Genomic DNA, 12,026 nt, shown 5'->3' with positions numbered 1-12,026 from the left:
CGCTAACCAACCCCCACCCGGAATCCGGAGAGAAGAAGGATCATGCGCGTCGAGATCTGGAGCGACATCGCCTGCCCCTGGTGCTACATCGGCAAGGCCCGCTTCACCAAGGGCCTGGCCGAGTTCGCGCACCGCGACGAGGTGGAGGTCGTCTACCGCTCGTTCGAGCTCGACCCGCACGGCGCCAAGGGCGTCACCGCCCCCGTCCTGGAGATGCTCGCCCGCAAGTACGGCCGCACCCTTGAGGAAGCCCGCGGCATGGAGGAGCACGTCGCCGCGAGCGCCCGCGCCGAGGGGCTGGAGTACCGCACCGACGGCCGCGACCACGGCAACACCTTCGACATCCACCGCCTCCTCCACCTGGCCGCCGCCCGCGGCCGTCAGGTGGAGCTCCTCGACCTCGCCTTCCGCGCGAACTTCGCCGAGCAGCGGTCGGTGTTCGACGCGGAGGTGCTGCTCGCCCTCGCGGTGGAGGCCGGGCTGGACGAGGCGGAGGCCCGCGCGGTCCTCGCCGACGACTCCGCCTATGCCGACGAGGTCCGCGCGGACGAGCGCGAGGCGGCCGAACTGGGCGCCAACGCCGTCCCGTTCTTCGTCCTCGACCGCCGCTACGGGATCTCCGGCGGCCAGCCCGCCGAGGTGTTCACCCAGGCCCTGGAACAGGCCTGGGCCGGGCGCGAGCTGCCCGAGCCGGCCGCCGGCGCCGAGGCCTGCGAGCCGGACGGCTCCTGCGCCGTGCCCCAGGCCTGACCCGCCGCCCCCGCACCCGGGGTGCCCGCGTACCTCCCGGACCGGGCGCCCCGTCCATAAGGCTTGCTTTGGGGGCGCATGGAAAATTCGGCAATGGACTTTGAGTTAGGGCTCGCGCAGAGTGGACGCATGGAACTCCCGCTCTCCGCGTTCGCCCACTCCACCACCTACCTCGACACCGCCGGCGCCGGGGTGCTCCCGCGCTCCGCCGTCGCCGCGGTACGGGAGCTTGCCGAGGCGGCCGGAGCCGGACTGCCCGCCGGGGCGGGGGACTTCGGCGTCGTCGAGCGGGTGCGGTCCTCCTTCGCCGCACTGGTCTCGGTCGACCCGGGCCGCGTGGCCGTCGGATCGACCGTCGCCACTCACGTGGGTTTGATCGCGGCCTCCCTGCCCGCCCGAGCCGAAGTCCTCTTGCCCGAGCGGGAATTCGCCTCCGTCGTCAACCCGTTCGTGCTCCGCGGTGACCTCGACGTCCGCTTCGCCCCGCTGGACTCCCTCGCCGGAGCCGTCCGCCCGGACACCGCCCTGGTCGCGCTGTCCGCCGTGCAGTCCGCCGACGGCCGGACGGCGGACCTCGCCGCCGTCCGCGCGGCGACCGCCGCGCACGGGGCGCGGATGCTCGTGGACGCCACCCAGGCCGCCGGGTGGCTGCCCTTCGACGCCTCGCCGTACGACTACACCGTCACGGGCGGCTACAAGTGGCTGCTCGGCGGCCGCGGCGCCTCCTACCTGACGGTCTCGCGGGAGGCCCAGTCCGGGCTGACGCCGCTGCACGCCGGCTGGGTGGCGGCCGAGTCCAAATGGGACGCCGTGTACGGCCCGATGCGGCGGCTGGCCGCCGACGCCCGCCGCTTCGACGAGTCGGCGGCCTTCCTCCCGTACTACGCCGCCGAGGCGTCCCTGGCCCTGCTGGAGCGGGTCGGCGTCGACGCCGTCCACGCCCACGACACCGCCCTCGCCGCCCGCTACCGCACCGGCCTCGCCCGCCGGCCGGTGCCCGGCGACTCCGCGATCGTCTCCGTCCCGGGCCTGGCCCACCGGCAGCCCGCCCTCGAAGCGGCGGGGATCCGCACCTCCGCCCGCGACGGAGCCCTGCGGGCCTCGTTCCACCTCTACAACACCGAGGCGGACGTGGACCGCCTACTGAACGCCCTGCCCGGCTGACGCCACCGCCGGGCCGGGGCGGGTGGAGGTAGGGCTCCCTACCAGGCCGCCGACGCCGCCTCCACGGCCGCCTCCGGCGCCACCGACAGGGCCGACGCCAGGGCGCGCAGCGACGCCACGACCGCCTCGGGCGAGGCCGCCGGGCCGTAGTGGTTGACCCGTACCATCTCCTGCGCCAGCGCCCCACCGCCCGCCGCCAGTGGAACCGACGGGTCCGCGGCCAGGGCCCCGGCCACCACCCGCGCGGCGTCCGGCACCCGCAGCGTCGTCGCCACCGGGGCCGCCTGCGCCGGGTCCCCCACCCACGGAGCCAGGCCGAGCGCGGCCGCGCCCGCGCGGGTGGCCCGCGCGGCCGCCGCGTGCCGACCGAGGACGCCCTCCAGCCCCTCCGCCGCGATCCGGTCCAGGCAGGCCTCCAGCGCCAGCATCTCCAGCTGCGCCGGGGCGTGCAGCAGCGTCTTGCGGCCCCCGTCGATCCAGCGCTCCTTCCAGTCCAGCAGGGAGAGGTACGAGCGCCGGGGCGCGGCCGGGTTGGCCGCGAACCGCTCCCACGCCCGCTCGCTCACCGACACCGCCGAGACCCCCGCCGGGCCGCCCATCGCCTTCTGCCCGCCGATCACGCACAGGTCCACGCCCCACGCGTCCGGCAGCAGCGGCTCGGCGCCCACCGAGGCCACCGCGTCCAGCATGAACAGCGCCCCGTGCGCCCGTACGGCCTCGCCGATCTCCGCGACCGGGTTGGTGTTCCCGGTGGCCGCCTCGGCGTGCACCAGCGAGACGAAGTCGATCTCCGGGTGCTCCGCCAGCGCGCGGGCCACCTGCTCCCCGCTCACCGCCGTGTCGAACGGCACCGCCAGGTCCACGACCTTCGCCCCGGCGTCGCGCAGCCAGTTGCCGAACGTGGTCCCGTACGGGCCGGTGACGACGTTCAGCGCGGTCGAACCCGGCCGCGCCCCCGAGCGGATGCAGCCCTCCAGCGGCAGCAGCGCCTCGCCCTGGGTGATCACCACGTCGTGCCGGGTGTCCAGCAGCCGCGCGACGCCCCGCTCGACGGCGGCGAAGCGCTCGGCGGTCATCGGCGGAAGGTCCAGCAGGGGGTGGGTCACGGCGGTGCTCTCTTCGTCCGGGGTCACCGGCCGAGCCTACCCAGCGCGCACGTACAGTGCGGACATGAGTGATCACAGCGGTGTGCTCCATGTGAAGGGACGCGTGCTCGCCGGGCCCCACGAGGTCCACGACGAGCTCTGGGTGGTCGGCGGACGGGTCACCTACGAGCGGCCGGCCGCCGCCCGCGAGGTCACCACCGTCACCGGCTGGGTCCTGCCCGGCCTGGTCGACGCGCACTGCCACGTCGGCCTCGACGCCCACGGCCCGGTCGACGCCGCGACGGCCGAACAGCAGGCCCTCACCGACCGGGACGCCGGCACCCTCCTCATCCGTGACGCGGGCTCCCCCTCCGACACCCGCTGGATCGACGACCGCGAGGACCTCCCCAAGGTCGTCCGGGCAGGCCGGCACATCGCCCGCACCCGCCGCTACATCCGCAACTACGCGCACGAGATCGAGCCGCCGCAGCTCGTCGAGTACGTGGCCCGGGAGGCCCGGCGCGGCGACGGCTGGGTCAAGCTGGTGGGCGACTGGATCGACCGCGACGCCGGGGACCTGACGGCCTGCTGGCCGCGCCCCGAGGTCGAGGCGGCCATCGCCGAGGCCCACCGGCTGGGCGCCCGGGTCACCGCGCACTGCTTCGCGGAGGACTCGCTGCGCGACCTGGTCGAGGCGGGCATCGACTGCATCGAGCACGCCACCGGCCTGACGGAGGACACCATCCCCCTCTTCGCCGAGCGCGGTGTCGCGATCGTCCCCACCCTCGTCAACATCGCCACCTTCCCGAAGCTGGCGGCGGGCGGCGAGGCCAAGTTCCCCCGCTGGTCGGCGCACATGCGCAGGCTCCACGAGCGGCGCTACGACACCGTGCGCGCGGCCTGGGACGCGGGCATCGGGGTGTACGTCGGCACCGACGCGGGCGGCTCCCTGCCGCACGGCCTGGTCGCCGCCGAGGTGCAGGAGCTCGTCAAGGCCGGGATCCCGGCGCTCGACGCCCTCTCGGCGACGGCCTGGGCGGCCCGCGAGTGGCTCGGCAGGCCCGGGCTGGCCGAGGGCGCCCCCGCCGACCTGGTGGTCTACGGCTCCGACCCGCGCGAGGACGTACGCGTGCTGGCCCGGCCGGAGCGCGTCGTCGTGAACGGGACGGTCCGCGCCTGAGCCGCAACGGCGCCGCGGCGGTGCGGGGTTGACGCGTCGTAACGCGGCGGCCCCCGCTGTCGTTATCACTGTCTGAAAACCGGCGGTTCCACCGGCCGGGGCGGGACGGCGGGGAACTCGTGTGCCGTATGAGGCGCCACAAATCGAATACGCGCATGGAAACCACCCGTTGGGGTGAACTCACGCCAGGTGGCTGCCCGTTCACCCACAGTGCGTAAAGACTTCGGGGCGTCGAAGCCGTCGGCGCGCGCGATGTCCCCCATTGGCGCCGCCACGGCACCCATCTCCCCGGGGGTTCCACCATCTTGAACAGCAACACCTTCCGCATGCCCGCGGCCGTTCTGCTCGCCACGGGGGCGGTAGCCCTGATCGCCGCGCCGCCCGCCCTCGCCACGGACGGCGGCAGCGGCGCCGGCCAGGGCACCTCCGGAGCCGTCGTCCTGCGCACCGGACTGGACGTGGGCCTCCTCAACAAGGCCGTGCACCTCCCCCTGAAGGCCACCCTCAACGAGGTCACCGCCCCCGCCGCGGCCGAGAAGACGGCCCTCACGGTGACCCTCGACGGAGCCGAGCAGGGGCAGCCGGTGAACGTCCTCAAGGCGGACGTCGCCACCGCCAAGGCCACCGCCGACGAGACCGGCGCCCGCGCCGAGGCGAACCTCGCCCACGCCCGCGTCCACGTCCCGGGCCTGCCCGCGCTGTCCCTCATCGAGGTCGAGAAGGTCACCTCCGAGGCCGACTGCGAAGCCGGCCGCAAGCCGGTCGCCACCAGCAACGTCCTGGGCACCGTCACCGCCCTCGGCAAGAAGGTCACCCTGACCCCCGGCGGCCCCACCAAGGTCGAGGTCCCGGGCGTGGGCTCGGTCTCCCTGGAGCTGTCCGGCACGCAGACCACCTCCACCACCGCCGCGGCGGCCGCGCTCCGCCTCAAGGTGTCGGTGAACCCGCTGAACCTCAACGTGGCCCAGGTCGACGGCGAGGTGGTCCTGGCCGAGGCGCACTGCGCGTCCCCGAAGACGGCCGCGCCCCCCGCCGCCACGCCCGACGCCAAGCCGGACGTCAAACCCCAGACCGCCCTGGCGGGCTCCACCCAGGGCAACCTCGCCGAGACCGGCGCCGCTTCGGTCACCCCGTGGGTCGCGGGCGGCGCCCTGCTCCTGCTCGGCACCGGCGCGGGCGCCCTCGTCCTGACCCGTCGCGGCCGCAGCTCGTAACCCCGGCGGCGGGGCGGCCCGAACACCCCGCACCGGTGCGCTGTCCCGTGCCGCCCCGCCCCCCCCGCAGGGTCACCTCACCGCGCGGACAGCGCCAGGGCGTGGTCCAGGGCCTGGAGGAGGCGGCCCGTCGTGGCCCGGTCGCGGACGGCCAGCCGTAGCCATGAGTCGTCCAGCCCCGGGAACGTGTCGCCCCGCCGCACCGCGAAGCCCAGCGCCCGCAGCCGGGTGCGGACCTCCGCCGCGCCGGGGACGCGGACCAGGACGAACGGCCCCTCGGCCACCCCGCAGACGGTGACCTCCTCGAACTCGGCCAGCCCCGCCAGCAGGTGCGCCCGGTCCACCGCGATCCGCCGGGCCGCCGCCTCCGCCTCCTCCAGCGCCTCCGGCGCCACACACGCCTCCGCCGCCACCAGCGCCGGCGTCGACACCGGCCACAGCGGCTGCGCCGCCGCCAGTTTCGCGATCACCTCGGGCTCCGCCAGCACGTAGCCGATCCGCAGCCCCGCCAGCCCCCACGTCTTCGTCAGGCTCCGCAGCACCACCAGCCCCGGCACGTCCATCCGTCCGGCCAGCGCCTCCCGTTCGCCCGGGACGGCGTCCATGAAGGCCTCGTCCACCACCAGGGTCCGCCCGGGCCGGGCCAGCGCGGCCAGCGTCGCCGCCGGGTGCAGGACCGACGTCGGGTTGGTGGGGTTGCCCACCACCACCAGGTCCGCCTCCTCCGGCACCGCCGCCGGGTCCAGCCGGAACCCGTCCTCGGGCCGCAGCAGCACCCGCTCCACCCGGTGCCCGGCGTCCCGCAGGGCCGCCTCCGGCTCGGTGAACTGCGGGTGCACCACCACCGGCCGCTCCGCGTCCAGCGCCCGCGCGATCAGCACGAACGCCTCCGCCGCCCCCGCCGTCAGCAGGACCCGCTCGACCGGCAGCCCGTGCCGCCGCGCCACCGCCGCCCGGGCCGCACGGCCGTCCGGGTAGGCCGCGAGGTCCCCCAGGGAGGCCGCGATCCGCTGCTTGAGCCACTCCGGCGGTGTGTCCGAGCGCACGTTCACCGCGAGGTCCACGAGCCCGTCGCCCGCGTCGGCCACCTCCGCGTCCCCGTGGTGGCGCAGGTCGTGCTCCTCGACGGTGGCCACCGCGCAGGTCGCCGCCACCGAACGCCGCTTGGGCACGAGCAGCTCCCCGCCGCCCGCCAGCGCCGCCGCCTCCGCCACCGAGGCGGTCCCCGCCGCCTCGCGCACGGCCGGCGAGGGGTGCGGGACGGGGATCCGCGCGAGCTCCTCGGCGGGATAGCCCACCAACGGCACGCCGAAACGTTCCGCCGCACCCGCGATCCCGGGCTCCAGGGTCTTCGAGTCCACCGTGGCCAGCGCCGTCACCGCCCCGGCGGACAGTCCGGCCCCGCGCAGGGTCTCCTCGACCAGCGCGCAGACCTCCGCCACGGAAACCCCCGCGCGTCCGCCCACCCCGACCACCAGCCGCGTCACGTACTCGCCCACCGGGGTCCTCCCTCCGTACTGGTGTCCGTCGTCTGTCGTCTGTCGTCATCACGGTGGCGTCCGCCACCCGCGCGGCGGAAGTGCGCGCGGCGCCGCCAGTCGGTATCCAGGGGCACATGGCGGTGATCGTGGCTCTGGGCGCGTTCCTGATGACGCTGGCGGGCGGCTGGACGGCGCAACGCGTCACCGACCGGCGCCACCTGGTCCTCGGCCTGGCCGGCGGGCTGATGCTCGGCGTGGTGGGCCTGGACCTGCTCCCGGAGGCGCTGCACGCCGCGGGCCGGGACGTCTTCGGGGTCCCGCTCGCCCTGCTGCTGTTCGTCGCCGGGTTCCTCGTCGCCCACCTGGTGGAACGCCTGCTCGCCGTGCGGCAGGCCGCGCACGGCGGGAGCAACGGCGCAGGTCACGGGCACGAGCACGGCGGCCGCGCGCCGCAGGTCGGGCTCACCGCCGCCGCGGCCATGGTCGGCCACAGCCTCGCCGACGGCGTGGCCCTCGGCGTCGCCTTCCAGGTCGGCGGCGGGATGGGCGTGGCCGTCGCCCTGGCCGTCGTCACCCACGACTTCGCCGACGGGTTCAACACCTACACCCTCACCACGCTCTACGGGAACGCCCGCCGCAAGGCGCTGATGATGCTCTTCGCGGACGCCGCGGCACCCGTCGTGGGCGCCGCGTCCACCGCGCTGTTCACCCTCCCGGAGGAACCGCTCGGGGCGTACCTCGGCTTCTTCGGCGGGGCACTGCTGTACCTGGCGGCCGCCGAGATCCTGCCCGAGGCGCACCACGAGCACCCCGCCCTGTCCACGCTGATGTGCACGGTGGGCGGGGTGGCCGGCATCTGGCTCGTGGTCGGCCTCGCCGACTGAGCGGACGGGGCCCTCCGCCATCACGGGCGGGCCGCTGCGGCCGCCGCGAAGTCCGCCGCGGCCGCGGCGAACCGGGAGGCCACGGAGGGCTGTGCCGCCCAGTGCGTGTGCAGGTAGCTGGCGTGCACGTTCCCCTGGACGAAGCCCTCGACACGGCGCTCGGGATGCGTGAACCCCCAGGCCGGAGCGGCCCCGGAACCCGGCTCGACCACCGTCCGGTGGAACTCGTGCCCCCGCAGCCGGGTGCCGGCCGCCGCGAGGGGGCTGTCCGACACCGCCACCGCCTCCCGGTAGCCGAGCGTGAGCCGCTCCGACATCCGGGCGTCGGCGTCGAGCACCCCGCACATGGGCTTCCCGTCCAGGGACCGCGCCAGGTACAGCAGCCCGGCGCACTCCGCCGCGACCGGCCCGCCGGCCGCGGCGAAGGCGGCGACGGCCGCGCGCAGCGGCTCGTTCGCCGACAGCTCCGGGGCGTACACCTCGGGGAAGCCGCCGCCTATCACGAGCCCGCTCGTGCCGGCGGGCAGCGCCTCGTCGTTCAGCGGGTCGAACGTGACCACCTCCGCGCCGGCGGCACGCAGCAGCTCCGCGTGCTCGGCGTAGGAGAAGGTGAACGCGGGGCCGCCCGCCACGGCGACGAGGGGGCTCCGCCCCGGACTCCGCGCCCCCGTCGCCGGCGGGGCGGAGGCAGCGGCCTGCGGCGACCACGCCTCGCACGCCAGCGGCGGGGCCGTGCGCGCCAGGGCCAGCAGGGCGTCCAGGTCGCAGCCCGCGCGGACCTGGTCCGCCAGGGCCGCCACCGCCGCCAGCGCGTCGGCCCGCCGCTCCGCCACCGGGACCAGGCCCAGGTGCCGGGACGGGGTCGCCACCTGCGGAGCCCGCCGCAGGACGCCGAGGACCGGCATCCCGGCCTCCTCCAGGGCCTCCCGGAGCATCGCCTCGTGCCGGTCGGAGCCGACCTTGTTCAGGATCACCCCGCCCAACCGCACCTGGGGGTCGAACGAGGCGAAGCCGTGTACCAGCGCCGCCACCGAGCGGGACTGCGAGGAGGCGTCGACCACCAGCACCACCGGCGCCCGCAGCAACTTCGCCACCTGCGCCGTCGACGCCAGCTCGCCCCGCCCCGCGGCCCCGTCGTAGAGCCCCATCACGCCCTCGACCACCGCGAGGTCGCAGCCGGCGGCGCCGTGCGCGAACAGCGGGGCCACCAGCTCCGGCCCGCACATGAACGCGTCGAGGTTGCGCCCGGGCCGGCCCGTGGCCAGCGCGTGGTAGCCGGGGTCGATGTAGTCGGGCCCGGCCTTGTGCGGGGACACGGCCAGGCCGCGCTCCGCGAACGCCGCCATCAGGCCCGTCGCCACGGTGGTCTTGCCGCTGCCGGAGGACGGCGCGGCGACGACCAGCCGCGGCACAGTGGACGAGGTCACCACTCGATGCCCTTCTGGCCCTTCTGGCCGGCGTCCATCGGGTGCTTGACCTTGGTCATCTCGGTGACCAGGTCCGCGAACGCCAGCAGCTTCTCGGGGGCGTTGCGGCCGGTGATGACCACGTGCTGGGTACCGGGCCGGTTGCGGAGCACCTCGATCACCTCGTCCACGTCGATCCAGCCCCAGTGCATCGGGTACGCGAACTCGTCCAGCACGTACAGCTTGTGCGTCTCGGCCGCGAGGTCGCGCTTGACCTGCTCCCAGCCCTCCTTGGCCGCCTGCTCGTTGTCGAGCTGCGCGTCGCGCTGCACCCAGGACCAGCCCTCGCCCATCTTGTGCCAGACGACGGAGCCGCCCTCACCGGAGGCGCCCAGCACCTTCAGCGCGTTCTCCTCGCCGACCTTCCACTTCGCCGACTTGACGAACTGGAACACCCCGATCGGCCAACCCTGGTTCCACGCGCGCAGCGCCAGGCCGAACGCGGCCGTCGACTTGCCCTTGCCCGGTCCGGTGTGGACGAAGACGAGCGGACGGTTGCGGCGCTGGCGCGTCGTGAGCCCGTCGTCGGGAACGACGGTCGGCTGTCCCTGCGGCATTAGGCGGCCCTCCTGGAGACGCTGTTGGGGGACGCAGTGTGGGTCACTGCGGTACGTACGTTCTTGACGAGCCCGGCCAGCGAGTCGGCCCGCAGCCCGTCGAGGGACACGGCGGGCGCGCCCAGATCGGCGGCCAGCGCCCCGGCGAGCCCCAGCCGCACCGGCCCGGACTCGCAGTCCACGACCACCGAGGCGACGCCCTCGGCGGCCAGCAGCCGGGCGCTGCGCCCCGACAGCTCGCGCGGATCGCCGCCCACGGCCCCGGCCGAGGTGGCCCGCCCGTCGGTGACGACCACCAGCAGCGGGCGCCGGGAGGGGTCCCGCAGCCGCTCGATGCGCAGCACCTCGTGGGCCTTGAGCAGGCCCGGGCCGAGCGGCGTGCGGCCGCCGGTCGGCAGCTTCTCCAGGCGGGCGGCGGCCGCGTCCACCGAGGAGGTGGGCGGCAGCGCCAGTTCGGCGCCCGCCCCGCGGAAGGTGATCAGGCCGACCTTGTCCCGGCGCTGGTAGGCGTCCAACAGCAGGGAGAGCACCGCGCCCTTGACCGCGCTCATCCGCTGCCGGGCGGCCATCGAGCCGGAGGCGTCGACGCAGAACAGCACGAGGTTGCCCTCGCGGCCCTCCCGGGTCGCCTGGCGCAGGTCGTCCTTGCGCACGACGAGGCCGGGGCCGGAGCGGCCGCGCGCCTTCTGGTGCGGGGCGGCGGCGTGCACGGTGGCCGCCAGGTGCAGCTTCGTCAGCTGGCCGCGGGGGCGCTGGGCGCCGGTGGTGCGGCCGTGCGCGGTACGGGCCCGCGAGCGCCGCCCGGCCGCGCCCTCGCCGAGGCCGGGCACGCTGAGCATCTTGGTGCGGAACGGCTCGGCGGCCGCCACGGCGGCCTGTTCGGCCCCGCCCGTCCCGCCCCGGGGGGCGGAGGGCTGGGCCTCGGGTGCCTCCTGCGGCTCCGGGGCGTCGGGCGCGTGCCCCGTCTCGGGACCGCCGCTCTGCGGGGGCACCCCGCCGTCGCCTCCGCCGTTGCCGCCGTCGCCTCCGCCGTTGCCGTCGGGGCCTCCGCCGTTGCCGTCGGGGCCGTCCGGGCCGTCCGGCTCCGGGTCGGGCTCCGGCTCCTCGTCGGGGAAGCCGTCGAGGATCTCGTCCAGCTTGTCCTCGTCCAGGCCGGGGGCGTCGAACGGGTTGCGGCGTCGGCGGTGCGGCAGCGCCAGCAACGCCGCCTGCCGGACGTCCTCCTTGAGGACGGAGGTCCGTCCGGCCCAGGCGGCCAGGGCTGTCGCCGTACGGGCCATCACGATGTCGGCGCGCATGCCGTCGACCTCGAAGCCGGCGCAGGTGGCGGCGATCTGGAGCAGCGCGGTGTCCCCGAGCGCCACCTGCGGGAGCAGCGCCCGCGCCGCCACCACCCGGGCGCGCACCTCGCTCTCGTCCCCGGCCCAGCGGGCGGCGAAGCCGGCGGGGTCGTCCTCGTACGCGAGGCGGCGGCGCACCACCTCGACGCGCTGCGCGGGCTCCCGGGAGGCCGCGACCTCGACGGTCAGCCCGAACCGGTCGAGGAGCTGCGGGCGCAGCTCGCCCTCCTCGGGGTTCATGGTGCCGACGAGGAGGAAGCGGGCGGCGTGCCGCACGGAGACGCCCTCGCGCTCCACGTACGAGGCGCCCATCGCGGCCGCGTCGAGGAGGAGGTCGATGAGGTGGTCGTGGAGGAGGTTGACCTCGTCCACGTAGAGGATCCCGCGGTGCGCGTCGGCGAGCAGGCCCGGCTCGAAGGCCTTCACGCCCTCGGCGAGGGCGCGTTCGATGTCGAGGGCGCCGACGAGGCGGTCCTCGGAGGCGCCGACGGGCAGTTCGACCATTCGCGCGGGGCGGTCGGTGCCGGGGCCGCTCTCGTGCGGGCCGTCGGGGCAGGCCGGGTCGGGCGCGGCGGGCGCGCAGGAGAACCGGCAGCCGGGGACGACGTCCACGTGGGGGAGCAGGGCGGACAGGGCGCGGACGGCGGTGGACTTGGCGGTGCCCTTCTCACCGCGCACGAGCACACCGCCGACCGCCGGGCTCACGGCGTTGAGCAGGAGCGCCAGCCGCAGGTCGGACTGGCCGACCACTGCGGTGAACGGGTAGGGGGTGCTCATGGGTTGCTCACTCCTCCTGTGCGGGTGTGCTTGCGCGGGCTATCGGGGGTGGTGGTGCGGTGGCCGGGGGCGGAGGTGCCGCTGCGCGGAGCCGCTCCCCGCCCCGCCCTTTCTCCGTATCCCGGGGG

General features: G+C 75.9%; 10 protein-coding genes. 5 read left to right on the top strand and 5 right to left on the bottom strand.

All coding sequences use genetic code 11. The features are described 5' to 3' along the window. Nucleotides 1-42 precede the first annotated feature (42 nt). Together ACFY0O_RS06525 and ACFY0O_RS06520 are read left to right on the top strand one after the other, a co-directional pair. The gene (locus tag ACFY0O_RS06525) at nt 43-750 is read left to right on the top strand and encodes a DsbA family oxidoreductase (protein ID WP_388943583.1); all 708 of its coding nucleotides are present in this window, start codon (nt 43-45) and stop codon (nt 748-750) included. A gap of 129 nt (nt 751-879) precedes the next feature. Then, the gene (locus ACFY0O_RS06520) at nt 880-1,914 is read left to right on the top strand and encodes an aminotransferase class V-fold PLP-dependent enzyme (RefSeq protein ID WP_388943580.1); all 1,035 of its coding nucleotides are present in this window, start codon (nt 880-882) and stop codon (nt 1,912-1,914) included. A gap of 38 nt (nt 1,915-1,952) precedes the next feature. Here ACFY0O_RS06520 and ACFY0O_RS06515 read toward each other — a convergent pair whose 3' ends face one another. Then, nucleotides 1,953-3,020 (bottom strand): pyridoxal-phosphate-dependent aminotransferase family protein, encoded by a 1,068-nt coding sequence (locus ACFY0O_RS06515; protein ID WP_388944489.1) that lies wholly within the window; start codon nt 3,018-3,020, stop codon nt 1,953-1,955. A 64-nt stretch (nt 3,021-3,084) separates the two neighbouring features. Here ACFY0O_RS06515 and ACFY0O_RS06510 point away from each other — a divergent pair, with 64 nt between their 5' ends. Continuing rightward, entirely contained in the window at nt 3,085-4,179 is a 1,095-nt protein-coding gene (locus ACFY0O_RS06510) for an amidohydrolase family protein (protein WP_388943578.1), read from the top strand. Between the two features lie 305 nt (nt 4,180-4,484). Further along, nucleotides 4,485-5,393: an SCO1860 family LAETG-anchored protein gene (locus ACFY0O_RS06505; protein WP_388943575.1), complete on the top strand. Its 909-nt coding sequence runs from the start codon at nt 4,485-4,487 to the stop codon at nt 5,391-5,393. Nucleotides 5,394-5,470: 77 nt separating this feature from the next. On the opposite strand, the gene cobC is transcribed toward ACFY0O_RS06505, so the two are convergent. Continuing rightward, nucleotides 5,471-6,892 carry an Rv2231c family pyridoxal phosphate-dependent protein CobC gene (gene cobC / locus ACFY0O_RS06500; RefSeq protein ID WP_388943572.1) on the bottom strand — a complete coding sequence of 474 codons (1,422 nt, stop codon included), beginning with the start codon at nt 6,890-6,892 and terminating at the stop codon, nt 5,471-5,473. Between the two features lie 116 nt (nt 6,893-7,008). Here cobC and ACFY0O_RS06495 point away from each other — a divergent pair, with 116 nt between their 5' ends. Continuing rightward, nucleotides 7,009-7,758, top strand: coding sequence for a ZIP family metal transporter (locus tag ACFY0O_RS06495; RefSeq protein ID WP_388943570.1), 750 nt, complete (start codon nt 7,009-7,011; stop codon nt 7,756-7,758). 20 nt (nt 7,759-7,778) lie between these two features. Here ACFY0O_RS06495 and ACFY0O_RS06490 read toward each other — a convergent pair whose 3' ends face one another. Genes ACFY0O_RS06490 through ACFY0O_RS06480 form a run of 3 tightly spaced genes read right to left on the bottom strand, consistent with a single transcriptional unit; the run spans nt 7,779 to nt 11,898 of the window. Continuing rightward, the gene (locus ACFY0O_RS06490) at nt 7,779-9,188 is read right to left on the bottom strand and encodes a cobyrinate a,c-diamide synthase (RefSeq protein ID WP_388943567.1); all 1,410 of its coding nucleotides are present in this window, start codon (nt 9,186-9,188) and stop codon (nt 7,779-7,781) included. Beyond that, on the bottom strand, nt 9,182-9,781 hold the full coding sequence (gene cobO, locus ACFY0O_RS06485) for a cob(I)yrinic acid a,c-diamide adenosyltransferase (protein WP_388943565.1): 600 nt from the start codon (nt 9,779-9,781) through the stop codon (nt 9,182-9,184). The genes ACFY0O_RS06490 and cobO overlap by 7 nt, the downstream gene beginning before the upstream one ends. Continuing rightward, nucleotides 9,781-11,898 carry a putative cobaltochelatase gene (locus ACFY0O_RS06480; protein WP_388943563.1) on the bottom strand — a complete coding sequence of 706 codons (2,118 nt, stop codon included), beginning with the start codon at nt 11,896-11,898 and terminating at the stop codon, nt 9,781-9,783. The genes cobO and ACFY0O_RS06480 overlap by 1 nt, the downstream gene beginning before the upstream one ends. Between the last annotated feature and the right edge of the window lie 128 nt (nt 11,899-12,026).

Origin of the sequence: Streptomyces sp. NPDC001594 (assembly GCF_042893675.1) — a bacterium.
In the GTDB taxonomy this organism is placed as follows: domain Bacteria; phylum Actinomycetota; class Actinomycetes; order Streptomycetales; family Streptomycetaceae; genus Streptomyces.
The sequence above is the reverse complement of the archived record's forward strand: the minus strand, read 5'-3'. Positions and strand labels throughout refer to the sequence as shown.